Source organism: Exiguobacterium acetylicum (assembly GCF_022170825.1).
In the GTDB taxonomy this organism is placed as follows: domain Bacteria; phylum Bacillota; class Bacilli; order Exiguobacteriales; family Exiguobacteriaceae; genus Exiguobacterium_A; species Exiguobacterium_A acetylicum_B.
In genome coordinates this window covers 128,201-145,000 of the sequence record NZ_CP081878.1, presented here as the reverse complement: position 1 = coordinate 145,000, position 16,800 = coordinate 128,201, and the positions used below count along the sequence as shown (strand labels likewise).

The 16,800-nt window shown below is 47.5% G+C and carries 30 protein-coding genes (1 of these 30 running past the window's edge); all 30 read right to left on the bottom strand.

Translation table 11 applies throughout. The annotated features are described in order from the left end of the window. Positions 1 to 504 carry the 5' end (the start) of an Mrp/NBP35 family ATP-binding protein gene (locus K6T22_RS00860; protein WP_023466657.1) on the bottom strand. It extends 528 nt beyond the left edge of the window, so only the first 504 of its 1,032 coding nucleotides appear in the window; the start codon lies at positions 502 to 504; its stop codon lies beyond the left edge, outside the window. 144 nt (positions 505 to 648) lie between these two features. Then, complete coding sequence (locus tag K6T22_RS00855) at positions 649 to 1,296, bottom strand: M15 family metallopeptidase (protein WP_238238406.1); 648 nt, start codon at positions 1,294 to 1,296, stop codon at positions 649 to 651. Between the two features lie 478 nt (positions 1,297 to 1,774). Then, positions 1,775 to 2,167: a 30S ribosomal protein S9 gene (rpsI, locus tag K6T22_RS00850; RefSeq protein WP_023466655.1), complete on the bottom strand. Its 393-nt coding sequence runs from the start codon at positions 2,165 to 2,167 to the stop codon at positions 1,775 to 1,777. Positions 2,168 to 2,191: 24 nt separating this feature from the next. Next, positions 2,192 to 2,629 carry a 50S ribosomal protein L13 gene (gene rplM, locus K6T22_RS00845; protein WP_023466654.1) on the bottom strand — a complete coding sequence of 146 codons (438 nt, stop codon included), beginning with the start codon at positions 2,627 to 2,629 and terminating at the stop codon, positions 2,192 to 2,194. Positions 2,630 to 2,797: 168 nt separating this feature from the next. Beyond that, a complete protein-coding gene (gene truA, locus K6T22_RS00840) occupies positions 2,798 to 3,532 on the bottom strand; it encodes a tRNA pseudouridine(38-40) synthase TruA (RefSeq protein WP_238238405.1) in 735 nt (244 codons plus the stop codon). Beyond that, the gene (locus K6T22_RS00835) at positions 3,532 to 4,323 is read right to left on the bottom strand and encodes an energy-coupling factor transporter transmembrane component T family protein (protein WP_238238404.1); all 792 of its coding nucleotides are present in this window, start codon (positions 4,321 to 4,323) and stop codon (positions 3,532 to 3,534) included. Before K6T22_RS00835 ends, truA begins: the two co-directional genes overlap by 1 nt. Then, positions 4,320 to 5,174 carry an energy-coupling factor transporter ATPase gene (locus tag K6T22_RS00830; RefSeq protein ID WP_238238402.1) on the bottom strand — a complete coding sequence of 285 codons (855 nt, stop codon included), beginning with the start codon at positions 5,172 to 5,174 and terminating at the stop codon, positions 4,320 to 4,322. Before K6T22_RS00830 ends, K6T22_RS00835 begins: the two co-directional genes overlap by 4 nt. Then, positions 5,162 to 5,992 (bottom strand): energy-coupling factor ABC transporter ATP-binding protein, encoded by an 831-nt coding sequence (locus tag K6T22_RS00825; protein ID WP_238238401.1) that lies wholly within the window; start codon positions 5,990 to 5,992, stop codon positions 5,162 to 5,164. The genes K6T22_RS00830 and K6T22_RS00825 overlap by 13 nt, the downstream gene beginning before the upstream one ends. A gap of 98 nt (positions 5,993 to 6,090) precedes the next feature. After that, on the bottom strand, positions 6,091 to 6,462 hold the full coding sequence (gene rplQ / locus K6T22_RS00820) for a 50S ribosomal protein L17 (RefSeq protein ID WP_023466649.1): 372 nt from the start codon (positions 6,460 to 6,462) through the stop codon (positions 6,091 to 6,093). A gap of 33 nt (positions 6,463 to 6,495) precedes the next feature. Next, positions 6,496 to 7,440 (bottom strand): DNA-directed RNA polymerase subunit alpha, encoded by a 945-nt coding sequence (locus K6T22_RS00815; protein WP_023466648.1) that lies wholly within the window; start codon positions 7,438 to 7,440, stop codon positions 6,496 to 6,498. 137 nt (positions 7,441 to 7,577) lie between these two features. Further along, positions 7,578 to 7,973: a 30S ribosomal protein S11 gene (gene rpsK, locus K6T22_RS00810; RefSeq protein WP_053451737.1), complete on the bottom strand. Its 396-nt coding sequence runs from the start codon at positions 7,971 to 7,973 to the stop codon at positions 7,578 to 7,580. A gap of 16 nt (positions 7,974 to 7,989) precedes the next feature. Continuing rightward, positions 7,990 to 8,355 (bottom strand): 30S ribosomal protein S13, encoded by a 366-nt coding sequence (gene rpsM, locus K6T22_RS00805; RefSeq protein WP_023466646.1) that lies wholly within the window; start codon positions 8,353 to 8,355, stop codon positions 7,990 to 7,992. A gap of 20 nt (positions 8,356 to 8,375) precedes the next feature. After that, a complete protein-coding gene (gene rpmJ / locus K6T22_RS00800; RefSeq protein WP_003156543.1) occupies positions 8,376 to 8,489 on the bottom strand; it encodes a 50S ribosomal protein L36 in 114 nt (37 codons plus the stop codon). Positions 8,490 to 8,522: 33 nt separating this feature from the next. Beyond that, a complete protein-coding gene (infA, locus tag K6T22_RS00795) occupies positions 8,523 to 8,741 on the bottom strand; it encodes a translation initiation factor IF-1 (RefSeq protein WP_012369032.1) in 219 nt (72 codons plus the stop codon). Positions 8,742 to 8,890: 149 nt separating this feature from the next. Further along, the gene (map, locus tag K6T22_RS00790; protein ID WP_023466644.1) at positions 8,891 to 9,643 is read right to left on the bottom strand and encodes a type I methionyl aminopeptidase; all 753 of its coding nucleotides are present in this window, start codon (positions 9,641 to 9,643) and stop codon (positions 8,891 to 8,893) included. Next, on the bottom strand, positions 9,643 to 10,290 hold the full coding sequence (locus K6T22_RS00785; RefSeq protein ID WP_023466643.1) for an adenylate kinase: 648 nt from the start codon (positions 10,288 to 10,290) through the stop codon (positions 9,643 to 9,645). The genes map and K6T22_RS00785 overlap by 1 nt, the downstream gene beginning before the upstream one ends. 71 nt (positions 10,291 to 10,361) lie before the next feature. Further along, entirely contained in the window at positions 10,362 to 11,651 is a 1,290-nt protein-coding gene (secY, locus tag K6T22_RS00780; protein WP_238238400.1) for a preprotein translocase subunit SecY, read from the bottom strand. Continuing rightward, the gene (gene rplO / locus K6T22_RS00775; protein ID WP_047390602.1) at positions 11,651 to 12,091 is read right to left on the bottom strand and encodes a 50S ribosomal protein L15; all 441 of its coding nucleotides are present in this window, start codon (positions 12,089 to 12,091) and stop codon (positions 11,651 to 11,653) included. The genes secY and rplO overlap by 1 nt, the downstream gene beginning before the upstream one ends. A gap of 35 nt (positions 12,092 to 12,126) precedes the next feature. After that, a complete protein-coding gene (rpmD, locus tag K6T22_RS00770; RefSeq protein WP_023466640.1) occupies positions 12,127 to 12,312 on the bottom strand; it encodes a 50S ribosomal protein L30 in 186 nt (61 codons plus the stop codon). Positions 12,313 to 12,330: 18 nt separating this feature from the next. Then, complete coding sequence (gene rpsE / locus K6T22_RS00765; protein WP_050677141.1) at positions 12,331 to 12,831, bottom strand: 30S ribosomal protein S5; 501 nt, start codon at positions 12,829 to 12,831, stop codon at positions 12,331 to 12,333. Positions 12,832 to 12,853: 22 nt separating this feature from the next. Beyond that, positions 12,854 to 13,204, bottom strand: a complete 351-nt coding sequence (gene rplR, locus K6T22_RS00760) for a 50S ribosomal protein L18 (protein WP_029343092.1) — start codon at positions 13,202 to 13,204, stop codon at positions 12,854 to 12,856. A 37-nt stretch (positions 13,205 to 13,241) separates the two neighbouring features. Next, positions 13,242 to 13,778, bottom strand: coding sequence for a 50S ribosomal protein L6 (gene rplF, locus K6T22_RS00755; protein ID WP_029343091.1), 537 nt, complete (start codon positions 13,776 to 13,778; stop codon positions 13,242 to 13,244). A 31-nt stretch (positions 13,779 to 13,809) separates the two neighbouring features. Then, complete coding sequence (gene rpsH, locus K6T22_RS00750) at positions 13,810 to 14,208, bottom strand: 30S ribosomal protein S8 (protein WP_012369023.1); 399 nt, start codon at positions 14,206 to 14,208, stop codon at positions 13,810 to 13,812. Positions 14,209 to 14,239: 31 nt separating this feature from the next. Continuing rightward, complete coding sequence (rpsN, locus tag K6T22_RS00745; protein ID WP_035413163.1) at positions 14,240 to 14,509, bottom strand: 30S ribosomal protein S14; 270 nt, start codon at positions 14,507 to 14,509, stop codon at positions 14,240 to 14,242. Between the two features lie 14 nt (positions 14,510 to 14,523). Next, a complete protein-coding gene (rplE, locus tag K6T22_RS00740) occupies positions 14,524 to 15,063 on the bottom strand; it encodes a 50S ribosomal protein L5 (RefSeq protein WP_053451739.1) in 540 nt (179 codons plus the stop codon). 31 nt (positions 15,064 to 15,094) lie between these two features. Further along, positions 15,095 to 15,406, bottom strand: a complete 312-nt coding sequence (rplX, locus tag K6T22_RS00735) for a 50S ribosomal protein L24 (protein ID WP_012369020.1) — start codon at positions 15,404 to 15,406, stop codon at positions 15,095 to 15,097. A gap of 34 nt (positions 15,407 to 15,440) precedes the next feature. Then, on the bottom strand, positions 15,441 to 15,809 hold the full coding sequence (gene rplN / locus K6T22_RS00730) for a 50S ribosomal protein L14 (RefSeq protein ID WP_012369019.1): 369 nt from the start codon (positions 15,807 to 15,809) through the stop codon (positions 15,441 to 15,443). A 48-nt stretch (positions 15,810 to 15,857) separates the two neighbouring features. Further along, positions 15,858 to 16,121: a 30S ribosomal protein S17 gene (gene rpsQ / locus K6T22_RS00725; protein WP_023466634.1), complete on the bottom strand. Its 264-nt coding sequence runs from the start codon at positions 16,119 to 16,121 to the stop codon at positions 15,858 to 15,860. Positions 16,122 to 16,152: 31 nt separating this feature from the next. Beyond that, positions 16,153 to 16,356, bottom strand: coding sequence for a 50S ribosomal protein L29 (rpmC, locus tag K6T22_RS00720; RefSeq protein WP_012369017.1), 204 nt, complete (start codon positions 16,354 to 16,356; stop codon positions 16,153 to 16,155). Continuing rightward, on the bottom strand, positions 16,343 to 16,780 hold the full coding sequence (rplP, locus tag K6T22_RS00715) for a 50S ribosomal protein L16 (protein WP_012369016.1): 438 nt from the start codon (positions 16,778 to 16,780) through the stop codon (positions 16,343 to 16,345). Before rplP ends, rpmC begins: the two co-directional genes overlap by 14 nt. Between the last annotated feature and the right edge of the window lie 20 nt (positions 16,781 to 16,800).

Genomic DNA, 16,800 nt, shown 5'->3' with positions numbered 1-16,800 from the left:
GACGCCAAAACGCTCTGGTGGAACAATCCGGTCGTTGACGACAGTCGGTCGTGTTTCAATCCCCATCATGTCAGGTACACTAAAGCCATAGATATCGGCATCAATCAAACCAACCTTCTTCCCTGCTCGTGCAAGTGCAACTGCTAAGTTAACGGATACGGTCGATTTCCCGACGCCGCCTTTACCGGAAGCAATCGCGATGAATGTCGTACCGGATTCCGGTTTGAGGATCGATGGTGTCGTTGCCGCTTGAATCCCGTGGTCACCAAGTGCCTCAAAGCGAAGTCCAACCGTTTTGAATCCTTTTTCTTTTAGTTCCTTGACGATTTGCTGTTGGAGCACGAGTTGCTCCCCAGAACCAGATTGAGCTAAAGCGATTTTGAGACTGACATAATCACCTTTAATCCGGACGTCACGAATGCCGTTCGTATCTGCAAGCGGGCGGTCAATCGTCGGATCGACGAGCGTTCCGACTACCTCGCGAATTTCTTGTTCATTCAACATAGTGCCTTCCCCCTGAAAACGTTCGATTTAATCCTTATTAGTATAACAAAAATAAGAGAGCGCTTGCACATTTCGACACCGGAAAGGATGACTTTTCCATGTCCGCCACTCTTTTTCATCCTTTCATGGAATCGAACACCCTACTTAGAACATCCGATTCCATGTGGTTGGACCTACGACACCATCGACGTCGAGTCCTTGACGTGTTTGGTAGGCACGTACCTTTCGAACCGTCTCCGCATCAAAGCGTCGAGTGACCGTTGATTTAACTGCCCGCTGGATCCGTTCGATATCGCGTGGATTCATATTGGCGGCACCTTGATACAGCGGACGCCCTGGATATGGAACGATTGCACTCTCTTTCGTCGTCCCTTTAGAAACTGTCAGTAATTCAAAATGTGGATAGTCCTTAAAACTCGTCCAGTCTCCACCCCAAGAAAAGCCACGTCGTTTCATGGCAGTGACAATCGTCTGAAAAGCTGGATCATTTCGAAACAGTGCTTGTGTACCATCCTTGGAATATTGAAAGAGATCGACGGCAATTCCACGATTATGATTGGATTGTCCCCCGCGTGCATTCGTCACAATCGATCCCGGAGTCGTCCGTCCTTGTGCATACAAACGATTCTGCTCGGCAATGGAACGATACCCTTGCGCGACACCGACATAAATTCCTTGCGTATGCATCTCCCGGATGACTTCACGTGTTCGCCTCGCAACTTCCGGTGAAAGTCCTGAAGCATTCAACTTCCGATTCGCTCGCTCGAGTAACCAACTGATCGATAATGCCATCTATGCTCACTCCCCTTTGTTTCCTGTTCCCGAAAACAAAATCCGCTATACTTATGGAATGCAGAACGATTCTAACTGACATCAAAAGGAGTAGTATATGAAAAAACGTATTATTTGGACGCTCGGCGTCACATGCCTCTTGCATCTTAGCTTTATCCTTTACTTTATGCTCCAGCCCACCGTAGCTACCAAGACGGAGTTACCGGACAATGCCATCCTCTTGAGTGAAGAAATTTCTTTTACAGGAAAGGTTGGTCAAACGACGACACACACACCTATCGCATTCATACAATCTCTATTTCTTTGGAGCATCCCGCTGACGATCGTCATCCTCTACATTCTTCTGACAATATTGCACCGATTACGCATAACCAAATCGACCTAACTTTAACCGCTGTTCTGACACCGTGTCAGGCGAGCGGTTTTTTTATACACAAAAAAACCTCCCACCACAAGGGTGAGAGGGATTCGAAAAGAATTAACGTTTCGAGAACTGTGGTGCACGACGAGCTGCTTTAAGACCGTATTTTTTACGCTCTTTCATACGAGCATCACGAGTCAAGAAGCCTTTCGCTTTAAGTGCGCCGCGGAATTCTGGATCCGCTTGAAGAAGAGCACGTGAGATACCGTGACGGATAGCGCCTGCTTGACCAGTGAAGCCGCCGCCTTTGACCGTTACGATTACATCGTACTTGCCTTCTGTTTCTGTGATTACGAGTGGTTCTTTTGCAGTCATGATCAATGTCTCATAACCGAAGTATTCGCTGATATCGCGACCGTTAACTGTGACTTTACCGTCTCCAGCAACGAGGAAAACGCGCGCTGCCGCGTGTTTCCGGCGACCAGTGCCGTAGTAACGTACATCTGCCATCGTGTAGTTCCTCCTAAATTCGTATTAACCGCGAAGTTCGTAAACTTCTGGTTGTTGTGCTTCGTGCTTGTGTGCAGCTCCAGCGTAGACGTGGAGTTTGTTGAACATTTGACGACCGAGGCTACCTTTTGGAAGCATCCCTTTGATCGCGAGTTCAAGCATGCGCTCAGGTTTGTTAGCAAGCATATCGCGTGCAACAGTCTGCTTTAAGCCGCCTGGATGACCAGAGTGACGGTAGTAGACTTTTTTGTCGAGTTTGTTACCAGTTAAAACGATTTTCTCAACGTTGATGAGGATAACGTTATCCCCACAGTCAACGTGTGGTGTGAACGTAGGCTTGTGCTTACCACGGAGAAGTGATGACACTTCGCTCGCAAGGCGACCGAGTGTTTTACCTTCAGCGTCGATAAGGAGCCATTTGCGTTCTACATCAGTAGCTTTCGCCATGAAAGTTGTGCGCATGTAAAATACCTCCTAAGGAATTAAAAGTTCTGTTTTTGATTTTTCATTTATTCACTAGGTGAATCTATCATAATCTTAGGTGTACGGGGCTAAGATTGTGGTTTCATAATAAATGAAATGCCAATAAACATTGTATGTTTTTTAATGACCAATGTCAATTGCCTTTTTTCACTCCGGATAGAAAACTTCCCATAGATAGAGTCCATGGGGAGGTGCCGTCACGCCCGCGACGTTCCGGTCCTTTGCCAGCAACATTTTTTTAATGTCCTCTGGTGCAAAACGACCGCGTCCGACGTCGAGTAACGTCCCGACCATGATCCGAATTTGATTATAAAGAAACCCACTGCCCTGGAACCGAAAGACAAGTTCGTCACCGACCGTCATCAACTCTGCCTCGTAAATCGTCCGGACACGGTTATCCGTTTCCGTCTTCGCGACACAGAACGAACTAAAGTCATGCGTCCCGACGAGATGAGCCATCCCTTGACGGATTCGCTCGAGATCGAACGGGTACGGAATATGGACCGACAGATTCCGACGAAATGCATTTTCTTCGCGGCGGACGAAATAGCGATATTCCTTCCCTATGACGTCGTAACGTGCTTCGAAGGCCGGTTCGACTTCCTCGCAGCTCCGAACACGGATATCCGCTGGTAAGAGCGTATTGAGTGCCTTAACGACGTTCTCTGGAGGAATCGAGAGTTCTGTGTCAAAATGAATGACTTGCCCGTAAGCATGGACTCTCGCATCGGTCCGTCCCGATCCAATGATTTTAACCGGATGTTTGTGCATCCGCGCAAGCGTCGTTTCGATCACTTCTTGAATCGTCAATCCATTAGGTTGAACTTGATACCCGGCGTAGCCGGTTCCGTCATATTGAATCGTACATTTTAAACGACGCATCAGCCAATACCTCGCAATCCTACTAAACTGATCGTAATGAGGACGAGTAAAATTATTAGACCGGTATCGCGCATCGTCCACTTGGATTCACGTAAACGGGTCCGCCCCTCTCCTCCACGATATCCCCGCGCTTCCATCGCTGTCGCGAGATCCTCTGCTCGTTTAAAGGCAGAGATGAATAAGGGAATCAATAAAGGAATGATCGCCCGCACCCGTTCCTTGATTGGTCCAGCAGCCAAATCAACGCCACGTGCTTGCTGTGCCTTCATGATCTTCTCTGTCTCTTCTGCTAAGGTCGGCAGGAATCGAAGCGAGATCGATAACATAAGCGCAATCTCATGCGTTGGAACACGAACGACCTTGAACGGCTTCAATAACAATTCAATCGCATCCGTCAGTTCGATTGGCGACGTCGTCAGCGTGACGAGTGTCGTGATCGAGACCAGATAGAAGAAACGCAACGAGACGATGATCGCGAGTCGCAGTCCTTCTTCATAGATCCGTAACCAGCCAAGTTCGAAAATCACAGCACCTTCACGTGTAAAGAAGAGCTGGATGACGAACGTAAAGACGATCAGAAACAGAATGGGTCGTAGACCCTTTAGAACATACCGAAGCGGCAACTGACTACTCATGAGTGCGAGAAACGTAAAGACGAGTAAAAAAATGTTCGTTGCTGCATTGTTCGCAAGAAAGACGAGTGGAATGAAGCAAAAGGCAAAAATGATCTTTGCGAGCGCTGACGAGCGGTGTAAATACGACTGACCAGGAATATGTTGTCCAACGATCATTCGCTCACCCCTTTCGTCATCAACCAATCGATCAATTCTGTCTCCGTCCTAATTTCCGGACGCTCCAGCCCACGCTGATCCGCCACTTGCCAAGCAAGCGACAACACGTGTGGGAGATCGAGATGAAACTGCTCAAGTAACGTCTCTTCTCGGAATAAGTCGAGCGGTAGCCCGTCAAACGCCACTTGGGCGTCTTCCATGACGATGACACGTTCGGCATACTCAAGCACCTGATCCATATCGTGCGTGATTAAGAGTAACGTCAGCCCTGTCTCCGCATGAAGTCGAGCAAATAGACTCAGCATATGCTTGCGCCCTTGCGGATCGAGTCCTGCCGTCGGCTCATCGACGATCAACACGTCTGGTTGACTAGCGAGTACGCCAGCAATTGCTACACGCCTCATTTGCCCACCAGACAGGTCAAACGGCGAACGACTCCAAAAGACTTCATCGAGTCCAACAGTCCGTAACGCTTCTTTTGCTAATTGCTCAGCAGTCGCGGCGTCATGACCAAAATTCATCGGACCGAACATAACATCTTTTAAAACCGTCTCTTCGAACAATTGATATTCTGGATATTGAAAAACAAGCCCGACGCGACGTCTTAATGGCTTGAGGTCCTGTTTTTTCTTTGGTTCGACGATGATATCGTCCACTTGTACCTTCCCCGCTGTCGGCTTGAGCAGACCATTGATATGCTGCACGAGCGTCGATTTCCCGGATCCAGTATGCCCTACAAACGCAACAAGCGCCCCTGACGGAATCTCAAGATTCACATCACGTAGCGCGACTCGTTCGAACGGACTATTGAGTTGATACGTATAATTTAATTCCTGGATTAAGATTGGCATAAACGGTTCACCAATTCTCTTTCATCTAGTATCGTCTCCTCGAGTGAGAGACCTTGCGCCCGTAAGCGTTCTTGTACCCGAACAACGAATGGAACATCGAGTCCGATGTCTTCTAAGAACGATGTATGACGAAAGACTTCCTGAGGGGATCCTTCTAATACGATTTTCCCGGCATCCATTACGATGACACGACTAGCCCGTAATACTTCGTCTAATTCGTGTGTAATCGCGATGACCGCCATTGGGTGGGTCGCATGGAGTTCCTGAACGGTCGACATGACCTCTTGCCGTGCTAATGGATCAAGCATTGATGTGGCTTCATCAAGCACGAGAACATCAGGGCGCATCGCAAGCGCCGAAGCGATTGCGACACGCTGCTTCTGTCCGCCGGATAGTTGATGGGGTTCCCGATCAACAAAATCCGTAAGGCCAACGCGCGCTAGACTGTCGTCGATACGACGAACCATTTCCTCGCGTGGTACCCCCCAGTTTTCTAAGGCGAATGCCACGTCGTCGCGCACGGTCGTGCCAACGAATTGATTATCTGGATTTTGGAAGACGATTCCGATTGCTCGGCGCATCTCCCACAGTTGCTCCGGATTCGCACTTGAAAAGCGCTCAGCAACCGTAACGGTTCCTGTCTCTGGTAACAATAATCCATTAAACAATTTCGTCAGCGTTGATTTTCCAGAGCCGTTGTGACCAACGATGGCGACCCATTCACCAGAACGAAGCGTCAGAGAGACTTCTTGTAAGGCTGCTTGTTCCTGTTCCGGATACCGATAGGTGACCTGTTCCAGTTCAATCAGCTTGTTCATCGTCTCTCCTCCTTCATCAAATCAATACTTTCATTTTGTAGCAAAAGGGCAGAAGCGGGATACGCACTGCCCTTTTATGGCGAATCATTTAATGAGGATTAAACGAGTTCGATGATGACCATTTCTGCGCCGTCACCACGACGTGGTCCCATTTTCATGATACGTGTGTAACCACCTTGACGCTCAGCAAAACGTGGAGCCACATCAGCGAATAATTTTTGGATCGCGTCTTGTGCTTTGCCCTCTGCGTTTTGACCAGCAGCTTCACGGCGAACGAACGATGCAACTTGACGACGAGCGTGGAGATCACCGCGTTTACCTAAAGTGATGAGTTTCTCTACGACTGGACGAAGTTCCTTCGCTTTTTGTTCTGTAGTTTGGATACGCTCATTGATGATGAGATCAGTCGCAAGGTCACGCAAAAGTGCCTTACGTTGTGAGCTTGTACGGCCTAATTTCGAGTATGCCATGGATGGATTCCCTCCTTCGTGCAATTAATAGTATTAGTCTTCTTTGCGCAAGCCTAGTCCGAGTTCGTCGAGTTTCGCTTGAACTTCCTCGAGTGATTTACGTCCGAGGTTACGGACTTTCATCATCTCGTCTTCGCTCTTGTTCGCGAGTTCTTGAACCGTGTTGATACCAGCGCGTTTCAAACAGTTGTACGAACGAACTGAAAGATCGAGTTCTTCGATCGTCATTTCGAGTACTTTTTCTTTTTGATCTTCTTCCTTTTCGACCATGATTTCAGCATGGAGCGCTTCGTCCGTAAGACCAACAAAGATGTTTAAGTGTTCTGTCATGATTTTTGCACCGAGTGACACTGCTTCTTCAGGGCGGATTGAACCGTCCGTCCAAACATCAAGCGTCAACTTATCGAAGCTCGCATCTTGACCAACACGTGTTTTTTCAACTTGATAATTTACACGTTGAATTGGCGTGTAAATCGAGTCGATTGGGATTACACCGATTGGCATATCGTCCCGTTTGTTATCTTCAGCCTGAACATACCCACGACCACGGCGTGCTGTTAGACGCATATGAAGTGATGCACCTTCTGCAAGCGTTGCGATGTGAAGTTCTGGGTTGAGGATTTCGACGTCGCTGTCATGCGTAATGTTCGCAGCAGTGACAACACCAGCGCCTTGAATATCGATCTCAAGCGTTTTCTCTTCTTCCGAATACACTTTGAGGGCGAGTTTCTTAAGGTTCAAGATGATTTGGGTAACGTCTTCTACAACGCCATCAATCGTCGAGAACTCATGAAGAACGCCATCGATTTGGACTGCAGTGACTGCAGCACCCGGAAGTGAAGACAATAGGATACGACGCAATGAGTTACCAAGCGTTGTACCGAATCCACGCTCAAGCGGCTCAACTACGAATTTACCAAACGTAGCGTTCTCGCTTAACTCGATCGTTTCAATCTTCGGTTTTTCGATTTCGATCATCTGAACCCCTCCTTGAATATCGTCATGTTGGCCATCGCATTCAATCGCCAACCGCCTTGTGTACGTTTCTACTGCCTTGCTTGGTCAAACGATCAACAAAAGTCTACTCGAATCCCCGCTCTGCAGTACAAGACGGGTTACACGCGACGACGTTTTGGAGGGCGGCAACCGTTGTGTGGTACTGGAGTGACGTCACGGATTGCAGTGACTTCGAGACCGATCGCTTGAAGAGCACGGATAGCTGCTTCACGACCTGCACCAGGACCTTTAACGTTAACTTCTACAGTACGCATACCGTTATCCATTGCTGTTTTAGCAGCTGTTTCAGATGCCATTTGTGCAGCGAAAGGAGTCGATTTACGTGAGCCTTTGAAGCCCATGTTACCTGCAGTTGCCCAAGAGATTGCATTCCCTTGCACATCAGTGATCGTAACGATTGTGTTGTTGAATGTTGAACGGATATGCACGATACCAGACTCAATATTCTTTTTGACTTTACGTTTACTACGAACGTTCTGTTTACGTTTTGCCATTTTAGTTTACCCTCCCTTACTTCTTCTTGTTCGCTACTGTACGGCGTGGGCCTTTACGAGTACGCGAGTTGTTTTTAGTGTTTTGACCACGAACTGGAAGACCACGACGGTGACGAACACCACGGTAGCAACCGATTTCGATCAAACGTTTGATGTTGAGTGAGATTTCACGACGAAGGTCACCCTCAACTTTGATTTTGTCTAAACCATCACGAAGTTGGTTCAATTGTTCCTCAGTCAAGTCGCGAGTACGAGTATCTTCAGAGATACCAGTTTCTTTTAAGACTTTTTGAGCAGTCGTTTTACCAACACCATAGATGTAAGTGAGTGAGATGACGATGCGTTTCTCACGTGGAATATCTACACCAGCAATACGTGCCATGTGTGCACCTCCTTGTTTAATTACCCTTGTTTTTGTTTATGCTTAGGGTTTTCGCAAATAACCATTACTTTGCCTTTACGGCGGATAACTTTACATTTTTCACAGATCGGTTTAACCGAAGGTCTTACTTTCATTGTGAATACCTCCTCCTGAAAAAATCGGAGTTTTTATTTGAAACGGTATGTGATCCGTCCGCGAGTCAAGTCGTATGGTGACAACTCAACCGTTACTTTATCTCCTGGCAAGATTCGAATGAAGTGCATCCGAATTTTTCCTGAGACGTGCGCGAGGACCGTGTGGCCGTTTTCTAACTCCACCTTAAACATCGCGTTTGGAAGCGGCTCGATAACCGTACCTTCCACTTCGATTACATCTTGTTTCGCCATCAATTATACCCCTTTCTCTATAAAGTTGATTGGGAGCCCAGACGATTTGTAGCGCTAGGGGCTTTCTACAAGAGCCATTGAGAGATCATCGGTCACAAACACGAGTGGATACTGGCTTATAGAAAGGTGACACCAATAACGCGCACAGCTCACTCTGCATCGACCGTTAAGATCTCGTAGCCGTCGTCTGTGATGGCGATGGTGTGCTCAAAGTGGGCGCACATGCTACCGTCCACCGTCACTACCGTCCAATTGTCGGATAGTGTGCGAACATAGCGTTTCCCGACATTGACCATTGGCTCAATTGCCAGTGTCATGCCGGTTTTCAGGCGCGGCCCTTTCCCCGGTGGTCCATAATGTGGAATTTGCGGATCTTCATGCAAATTTTGTCCCACGCCGTGGCCCACATATTCGCGGACTACAGAAAAATTCGCTGCTTCAACATGTGACTGAATCGCATGCGAAATATCTGTCAGGTGCACGCCAGCTTTGGCGCGCTCCAATCCTTTATACAGAGATTCTTCAGTTACGTCAAGTAACCGCTTCGTCTCTTCAGAGATTGTACCTACCGGATATGTCCAGGCTGAATCTCCGTGATACCCATTGTACTCTGCTCCGATGTCAATCGAGATGATGTCACCGTCCTGAAGTACACGATCTCCCGGAATACCATGGACAAGCTCTTCGTTCACGGAAGCACAGATGCTACCCGTGAAACCATTATACCCTTTAAACGATGGTGTTGCCCCTTGACTTCGAATATAGCGTTCAGCGATCGCGTCGAGTTGCCCCGTCGTGATACCAGGACGAATGTGAGCTTGGAGCTCCTTATGCGTCCGGGCGACGATTTGTCCTGCTTTACGCATGATGTCGATTTCACGCGGCGCTTTCGTGATGATCATTACTGATCACCAAGGAGTGCCTGAACATCGGAATATACATCGTTGATTGGACGATCACCGTCCAAATTACGAAGATACCCTTTTTCTGCGTAAAAGTCAATCAAAGGTTGCGCTTGTGCGACGTTGACTTCCAAGCGACGACGTACTGTCTCCTCTTGGTCATCTTCACGTTGTACAAGTGCTGATCCGTCGATATCACAGATTCCCTCCACTTTTGGTGGGTTATAGAGAACATGATACGTTGCTCCACAAGTTGGGCAAATCCGGCGACCCGTCAAACGAGGGACAAGTTTCTCCGGATCCACACCGATGTGGATGACGTGATCAATTTGTTTGCCCAGATCTTCAAGTAATGCTTCAAGAGCATCGGCTTGTTTCACTGTGCGTGGGAAACCGTCAAGGAGAAAACCATTTGCACAGTCTTCTTTGGCGAGACGCTCACGTACGATGCCGATTGTGACTTCGTCCGGAACGAGTTCCCCTTTATCCATGTATGATTTCGCTTCTTGCCCGAGTGGCGTCGAATCTTTGATCGCCGCGCGGAACATGTCGCCTGTCGAGATGTGGGGGATCGCATAATCTTCGATAATTTTCGCAGCTTGCGTTCCTTTACCAGCACCCGGCAAACCCATCAATACTAGATTCATGTCGGTAGCCTCCACTTCTATAGCTCTATAGACACAACAGAAAGGAAAGGGATGGTCCCCTTCCTCCCGCCTTATCGGATAAAGCCTTTGTAGTGTCGTTTAACCAATTGGCTTTCAATCTGTTTCATCGTTTCTAGTCCTACACCGATGACGATCAGCAAGCTCGTTCCACCAATCTGCACCGAGTTCGGTAAGCCAGCAAACTTAATGAAGAATGTCGGCGTCACCGCGATGACAGCGAGGAAGAGTGAACCGAAGAATGTCAGACGGTATAGAATCTTCGTGATGTACTGCTCCGTTTGCTTACCAGGACGAATACCAGGAATGTATCCGCCTTGTTTTTGAAGGTTCTCTGCCATTTGTTCTGGGTTAACCTGAACGAATGTGTAGAAGTACGAGAACGCGATGATCAGTGCCACATAAATCGACATACCGATTGGACTCGTATAGTCGAAAATGTCACGGATCTTCGTTGCCGTTTCCGGACTTGCAAAGAAACTCGCAATCGTTGGTGGCGTCACCATGAACGACACCGCGAAGATGACTGGAATAACACCGGCAGCGTTCAATTTGATCGGCAAGTGTGCCGATTGACCGCCAACTGGTGTCCGGTTCACCGTACGCTTAGCGTACTGAATCGGAATCTTACGTGCAGCTTGCTGGACATAGATGACTCCGACGATGACCGCGATCATGATTAAAAGTAAAAGTACGATATAAAGCACGTTTACAAACAAAGCATCCCCTGCATTTTGGAGCTTCGTTTCGTAAATCTGGCGGAATGCATTCGGGAAGCCCGCGACGATCCCAGCGAAGATGATCATTGATATCCCGTTACCAATGCCCTTCTCCGTGATGAGTTCACCGATGAACATCAAGAATGCTGTTCCCGCTGTCAATACGAGTGCAATCATAACGTATGTCCAGGTGCCGAACTGTTCGTCGACAAGACCTGGGTAGATACGGTTAAATCCAAGCGCGATTCCAAACGCTTGGACTAAGCCGAGTACGATCGTTCCATAGCGCGTTACCGTTGCTAACTTCTTACGGCCCGCCTCTCCTTGTTTTGCCCATTCGGCAAACTTTGGAACAACGTCCATCTGTAAGAGTTGGACAACGATCGAGGCCGTGATATACGGCATGATTCCCATCGCAAAGAGTGAGAAATTCTGCAAAGCATTCCCACCGAACGAGTTCAAGAAACCAAGAATACCATTCTGGTCGATCTTGAACACTTCCGTGTTTACCATTGGCACTGGGATATGTGCTCCGATCCGGAACACGATGACCATTGCCAAGGTAAAGAGAATGCGCCGACGAATGTCAGCTACGCGCCACATATTGGAGATCGCTTGAAACATTAGATCACCTCAACCGTACCGCCGGCAGCTTCGATCGCTTGCTTCGCAGCTTCGGAGAACTTATGAGCTTTAACTGTTAGTTTCTTTTCGATCTTACCGTTAGAAAGGATCTTAACGCCGTCTTTCATGCCTTTGACTGTACGAGTCTCGACAAGAAGTTCTGGAGTGATTTCAGTTCCTTCTTCAAAACGGTTGAGTGTGTCAAGGTTAATGACCGCGAACTCTTTACGAGTTGGGTTGTTGAAGCCGCGTTTTGGTAAACGACGGTAAAGTGGGTTTTGTCCACCTTCGAAACCTGGACGAACACCACCGCCTGAACGAGCTTTTTGACCTTTGTGACCACGGCCAGAAGTCTTACCGTTACCAGAAGACATACCGCGACCTACACGGTTGCGTTCTGAACGTGAACCAGCAGCTGGTTTCAATTCATGGAGTTTCATAGTGGGGCACCTCCTCATAAAATTATATCGAACTATTACTCTTGAATTTCTTTTACTGTCACTAAGTGTGACACGTGGTTAATCATCCCACGCATAGCAGCGTTGTCAGGTACGACAACAGTCTGGTGCATCTTACGGAGACCAAGCGTACGAGTAGTAACGCGTTGGTTCTCCGGACGACCGATCATGCTGCGTGTGAGGGTAACTGCGAGTTTCGCCATCTGTTTTCCCTCCCTTTCTTAACCGCGAAGTTCTTCGACGGTTTTACCGCGGAGTTTCGCAACTTCTTCAGCACGTTTGAGTGATGTGAGACCTTGAACAGTCGCACGAACCATGTTGATTGGAGTGCTTGATCCAAGTGATTTTGAAAGAATGTCGTTGATTCCCGCTAATTCGAGAACCGCACGAACTGGACCACCAGCGATGACTCCAGTACCTTCAGAAGCAGGCTTCAAGAAGACGTGACCTGCACCGAATACACCGTTGACTTCGTGTGGAATTGTTGTGTTAACGATTGGGACGTTAACCATGTTTTTCTTAGCATCTTCGATTGCTTTACGGATCGCTTCAGGCACTTCCTGAGCTTTACCCGTACCGAAACCTACGTGACCATTCTTGTCACCAACGACGACGAGTGCAGCAAAACGGAAGCGACGGCCACCTTTTACTACTTTCGCGACGCGGTTTACGGTAACAACGCGTTCTTCGAGTTGATCCATGTTAATTTCTAACTGGCGCATGTAGAGGTTCCCTCCTTTTCTATTAGAATTTGAGACCAGCTTCACGAGCTGCTTCAGCTACAGCTTTGATACGTCCATGATAGAGATATCCTCCACGGTCGAAAACGACTGTTTCGATACCCTTTTCAAGAGCGCGCTCAGCTGCAAGCTTACCAACTGCTGTTGCAGCGTCAGTCGTGTTGCCTTTTTCAAGGTCGAGTGATGATGCAGATGCGAGTGTTGCATGTGTTGCATCGTCAATGACTTGTACGTAAATGTTCTTGTTCGAACGGAATACGTTCATACGTGGACGTGTTGCTGTCCCGATGATTGTACGACGGACACGACCATGACGTTTTTTACGCGTAGCGTTTTTATCTGCCTTTGAGATCATTTATGCCACTCCTTTCCGGTCAATTCGCATTCGCGAATTACTTACCTGTTTTACCTTCTTTACGACGAACGACTTCATCACTGTAACGAATACCTTTACCTTTGTACGGCTCAGGCTGACGGTACGAACGGATCAATGCAGCGACGTGACCAACACGTTCTTTGCTGATTCCGCGAACGATGAGTTGCGTATTCGTAGGAACTTCGACTTCGATGCCTTGTTCCGGAGTGTACTCGATTGGGTGTGAGTAACCGAGGTTGAGTACGATTTTGTTACCTTGCTTTTGTGCACGGTAACCAACACCTTGGATATCGAGTGTCTTAGCGAAACCGTTGTTTACACCTTCGACCATGTTCGCGATAAGCGCACGAGTCGTTCCGTGGATCGTACGGCTTGCTTTCTCGTCGTTCGGACGAGTGACAGTCAATTCATTACCTTCTACGTTGATCGCCATAGCTGGGCTGAACTCGCGTGTGAGTTCCCCTTTAGGACCTTTTACCGTAACCGTGTTGTTTTCAACTGTTACTGTAACGCCTGCTGGGATGACGACTGGCTTTTTACCAATACGTGACATTTAAGACACCTCCGTTCTTTTTATGCGTGTATTACCAGATGTATGCGATCACTTCGCCGCCGACTTTTTGTTGGCGAGCTTCTTTGTCAGTCATTACACCTTTAGATGTTGAAACGATAGCGATTCCGAGACCACCGAGTACTTTCGGGATTTCATCAGCTTTCGCGTAAACGCGAAGACCTGGTTTCGAGATACGTTTGAGTCCAGTGATAACGCGCTCGTTGCTTGCGCCGTATTTAAGGAATACGCGGAGCGTACCTTGTTTGCTGTCCTCGAGATATTCAACATCGCGGATGAAACCTTCACGTTTGAGGATTTCAGCGACTTCACGTTTGATTGTAGAAGCTGGCATTTCCAACTTCTCATGGCGAACCATGTTTGCATTACGAATGCGTGTAAGCATATCTGCAATCGGATCTGTCATAACCATGCGATGTACCTCCTTTCACAACTTTAATGAATTACCAGCTTGCTTTTTTAACACCAGGGATTTGACCTTTATGAGCAAGATCACGGAACTTAATACGGCTGATACCGAATTTACCAATGTAACCGTGTGGACGGCCAGTGATACTACAACGGTTGTGTAAACGAACCGCTGAAGAGTTACGTGGGAGTTTGCTCAAGCCGATGTAGTCGCCTTGTGCTTTCAATTCTGCGCGTTTTTCTGCGAAGCGCTCAACGAGTGCTTGACGTTTTACTTCACGTGCGATCATTGATTTCTTAGCCATGTTGTCGACCTCCCTTATTTTTGGAATGGCATGCCGAGTGATGTGAGAAGCTCACGTGACTCTTCATCCGTGTTAGCAGTAGTTACGATAACGATGTCCATACCACGGACTTTCGATACGCGATCGTAGTCGATCTCTGGGAAGATCAATTGTTCCTTCACGCCTAGCGTGTAGTTACCACGGCCATCGAAAGATTTTTTCGATACGCCACGGAAGTCACGTACACGTGGAAGTGACACGTTGATCAACTTGTCGAGGAATTCGTACATGCGCTCGCCACGAAGTGTAACCTTCGCACCGATTGGCATACCTTCACGAAGTTTGAAACCAGCGATTGATTTCTTAGCTTTCGTGATGAGTGGCTTCTGACCAGTGAGGAGCTGAAGCTCTTCGACTGCCATGTCAAGTGCCTTAGAGTTCGTAACAGCGTCACCAACACCCATGTTGATTACGATTTTATCGACTTTCGGCGCTTGCATTACAGAACTGTAGTTGAATTTCTCCATCATTACTTTGACGATTTCGTCTTGGTATTTAGCTTTTAAACGGTTCATCAGAAAGTGGACCTCCTTTCTTTAAATCTTCTTATTTATCTAAAGCTTCGCCCGATTTTTTAGCGATACGTACTTTCTTGCCGTCAACCACAGTGAAACCAACGCGTGTTGGGTTACCTGTCTTAGGGTCGATGAGCATAACGTTCGATACGTGAATCGGTGCTTCTTTCTCGACAATTCCGCCTTGCGGGTTGAGTTGAGAAGGTTTTGAGTGTTTTTTGATCATGTTAACGCCTTCGACGATTACGCGATCTTTTTTAGGCATAGCTGTAAGGACAACGCCTTGTTTGCCTTTGTCTTTACCAGTCATAACCTGAACTTTATCACCTTTTTTGACATGCATCGTTAGAGCACCTCCTTGTAGGAATTCTTTGGAATTAAAGTACTTCCGGTGCCAACGAGACGATCTTCATGAAGTCTTTTTCACGAAGTTCGCGTGCGACTGGTCCGAAGATACGTGTGCCACGTGGGCTTTTGTCATCTTTGATGATGACTGCTGCGTTTTCGTCAAAACGGATGTACGAACCGTCTTTACGACGAACGCCACGTTTAGTACGAACGACTACTGCGCGTACAACTTCACCTTTTTTGACAACGCCACCTGGTGTTGCTTGTTTTACTGTACAAACAATAACGTCACCGATGTTAGCAGTTTTACGACCAGAACCACCGAGGACTTTGATCGTCAAGACTTCACGAGCTCCTGAGTTGTCTGCTACTTTTAAGCGAGATTCTTGTTGAATCATACGATTGTACCTCCCTCCGGATGTTTATTCACCCGAACTAATTAGAGTTTAGATGATTACTGCTTCTTCAATGACTTCTACGAGACGGAAACGTTTGTCCTTAGATAATGGACGTGTTTCTTGAATGCGTACAACATCACCGATTTTAGCTGTGTTGTTTTCATCATGCGCTTTGTACTTTTTAGAGTAGTTTACGCGTTTGCCGTAAAGCTTGTGCTTTACTTTTGTTTCAACTGTAACTACGATCGTTTTGTCCATTTTGTCAGAAACGACGCGTCCAGTTAACACTTTGCGGTTGTTAGTGCGTTCCATTGAGTGTTCCTCCTCTCAGAATCCGAGTGAATTATGCGTTGTTGATGCCGAGTTCGCGTTCACGAAGAACGGTTTTCGCGCGTGCAATCGACTTGCGCACTTCACGGATACGAGCAGGGTTCTCAAGCTGACCAGTCGCGAGTTGGAAACGAAGGTTGAACAACTCTTCTTTCCACGAACCGACTTTACCGTTAAGCTCTTCAGTTGTTTGCTGACGGAGATCAGTTGCTTTCATTCGTATCACCACCATTTTCTTCACGTTTTACGAACTTACATTTTACTGGAAGTTTGTGTGATGCAAGACGGAGAGCTTCGCGTGCGATCTCTTCCGATACTCCTGCGATTTCGAACATTACTTTACCCGGTTTGACGACTGCTACCCAGCCCTCCGGAGCACCTTTACCTGAACCCATTCGGACTTCAAGAGGTTTTTTAGTGTATGGCTTGTGTGGGAAGATCTTGATCCACACTTTACCACCACGTTTCATATAACGAGTCATCGCGATACGCGCTGATTCGATTTGACGGCTAGTGATCCAGCTAGCTTCTTGAGCTTGGATACCGAACTCGCCGAAGTGTACTGTAGTACCACGTTTCGCTTTACCACGCATGTTGCCGCGGTGAACACGACGATATTTTACACGTTTTGGTAACAACATGTTGTGTTGCCTCCTTCCCT

What these genes read in the sequence shown, in the direction of transcription:
- K6T22_RS00785 (WP_023466643.1), bottom strand. Translation starts at nt 10,290, where the DNA reads ATGAATCTAGTATTGATGGGTTTGCCGGGTGCTGGTAAAGGAACGCAA.
- rpsK (WP_053451737.1), bottom strand. Translation starts at nt 7,973, where the DNA reads ATGGCAAAACGTAAACAGAACGTTCGTAGTAAACGTAAAGTCAAAAAG.
- map (WP_023466644.1), bottom strand. Translation starts at nt 9,643, where the DNA reads ATGATCATCACGAAAGCGCCGCGTGAAATCGACATCATGCGTAAAGCA.
- infA (WP_012369032.1), bottom strand. Translation starts at nt 8,741, where the DNA reads ATGGCGAAACAAGATGTAATCGAAGTGGAAGGTACGGTTATCGAGCCG.
- rpmJ (WP_003156543.1), bottom strand. Translation starts at nt 8,489, where the DNA reads ATGAAAGTAAGACCTTCGGTTAAACCGATCTGTGAAAAATGTAAAGTT.
- rplM (WP_023466654.1), bottom strand. Translation starts at nt 2,629, where the DNA reads ATGCGCACAACTTTCATGGCGAAAGCTACTGATGTAGAACGCAAATGG.
- rpmD (WP_023466640.1), bottom strand. Translation starts at nt 12,312, where the DNA reads ATGGCGAAACTCGCAGTTACCCTCACACGCAGCATGATCGGTCGTCCG.
- rpsH (WP_012369023.1), bottom strand. Translation starts at nt 14,208, where the DNA reads ATGGTTATGACAGATCCGATTGCAGATATGCTTACACGCATTCGTAAT.
- rplF (WP_029343091.1), bottom strand. Translation starts at nt 13,778, where the DNA reads ATGTCACGTATTGGTAAAAAGCCAGTCGTCATCCCAGCAGGCGTTACA.
- rplX (WP_012369020.1), bottom strand. Translation starts at nt 15,406, where the DNA reads ATGCATGTCAAAAAAGGTGATAAAGTTCAGGTTATGACTGGTAAAGAC.
- rpsN (WP_035413163.1), bottom strand. Translation starts at nt 14,509, where the DNA reads ATGGCTAAGAAATCAATGATCGCACGTGAAGTAAAACGTCAAGCACTC.
- rplN (WP_012369019.1), bottom strand. Translation starts at nt 15,809, where the DNA reads ATGATTCAACAAGAATCTCGCTTAAAAGTAGCAGACAACTCAGGAGCT.
- truA (WP_238238405.1), bottom strand. Translation starts at nt 3,532, where the DNA reads ATGCGTCGTTTAAAATGTACGATTCAATATGACGGAACCGGCTACGCC.
- K6T22_RS00825 (WP_238238401.1), bottom strand. Translation starts at nt 5,992, where the DNA reads ATGAACAAGCTGATTGAACTGGAACAGGTCACCTATCGGTATCCGGAA.
- rplQ (WP_023466649.1), bottom strand. Translation starts at nt 6,462, where the DNA reads ATGGCATACTCGAAATTAGGCCGTACAAGCTCACAACGTAAGGCACTT.
- rplR (WP_029343092.1), bottom strand. Translation starts at nt 13,204, where the DNA reads ATGATCTCAAAGGCAGATAAAAACGCTACGCGTAAAAAACGTCATGGT.
- rpsQ (WP_023466634.1), bottom strand. Translation starts at nt 16,121, where the DNA reads ATGGAACGCACTAACAACCGCAAAGTGTTAACTGGACGCGTCGTTTCT.
- rpsE (WP_050677141.1), bottom strand. Translation starts at nt 12,831, where the DNA reads ATGCGCCAGTTAGAAATTAACATGGATCAACTCGAAGAACGCGTTGTT.
- rplP (WP_012369016.1), bottom strand. Translation starts at nt 16,780, where the DNA reads ATGTTGTTACCAAAACGTGTAAAATATCGTCGTGTTCACCGCGGCAAC.
- K6T22_RS00830 (WP_238238402.1), bottom strand. Translation starts at nt 5,174, where the DNA reads ATGCCAATCTTAATCCAGGAATTAAATTATACGTATCAACTCAATAGT.
- K6T22_RS00835 (WP_238238404.1), bottom strand. Translation starts at nt 4,323, where the DNA reads ATGATCGTTGGACAACATATTCCTGGTCAGTCGTATTTACACCGCTCG.
- rplE (WP_053451739.1), bottom strand. Translation starts at nt 15,063, where the DNA reads ATGAACCGTTTAAAAGCTAAATACCAAGACGAAATCGTCAAAGTAATG.
- K6T22_RS00815 (WP_023466648.1), bottom strand. Translation starts at nt 7,440, where the DNA reads ATGATCGAAATCGAAAAACCGAAGATTGAAACGATCGAGTTAAGCGAG.
- rpsI (WP_023466655.1), bottom strand. Translation starts at nt 2,167, where the DNA reads ATGGCAGATGTACGTTACTACGGCACTGGTCGCCGGAAACACGCGGCA.
- rplO (WP_047390602.1), bottom strand. Translation starts at nt 12,091, where the DNA reads ATGAAACTCCATGAATTGAAACCAGCTGCTGGTTCACGTTCAGAACGC.
- rpmC (WP_012369017.1), bottom strand. Translation starts at nt 16,356, where the DNA reads ATGAAAGCAACTGATCTCCGTCAGCAAACAACTGAAGAGCTTAACGGT.
- K6T22_RS00855 (WP_238238406.1), bottom strand. Translation starts at nt 1,296, where the DNA reads ATGGCATTATCGATCAGTTGGTTACTCGAGCGAGCGAATCGGAAGTTG.
- secY (WP_238238400.1), bottom strand. Translation starts at nt 11,651, where the DNA reads ATGTTTCAAGCGATCTCCAATATGTGGCGCGTAGCTGACATTCGTCGG.
- rpsM (WP_023466646.1), bottom strand. Translation starts at nt 8,355, where the DNA reads ATGGCACGTATTGCTGGTGTAGATATTCCACGTGAGAAACGCATCGTC.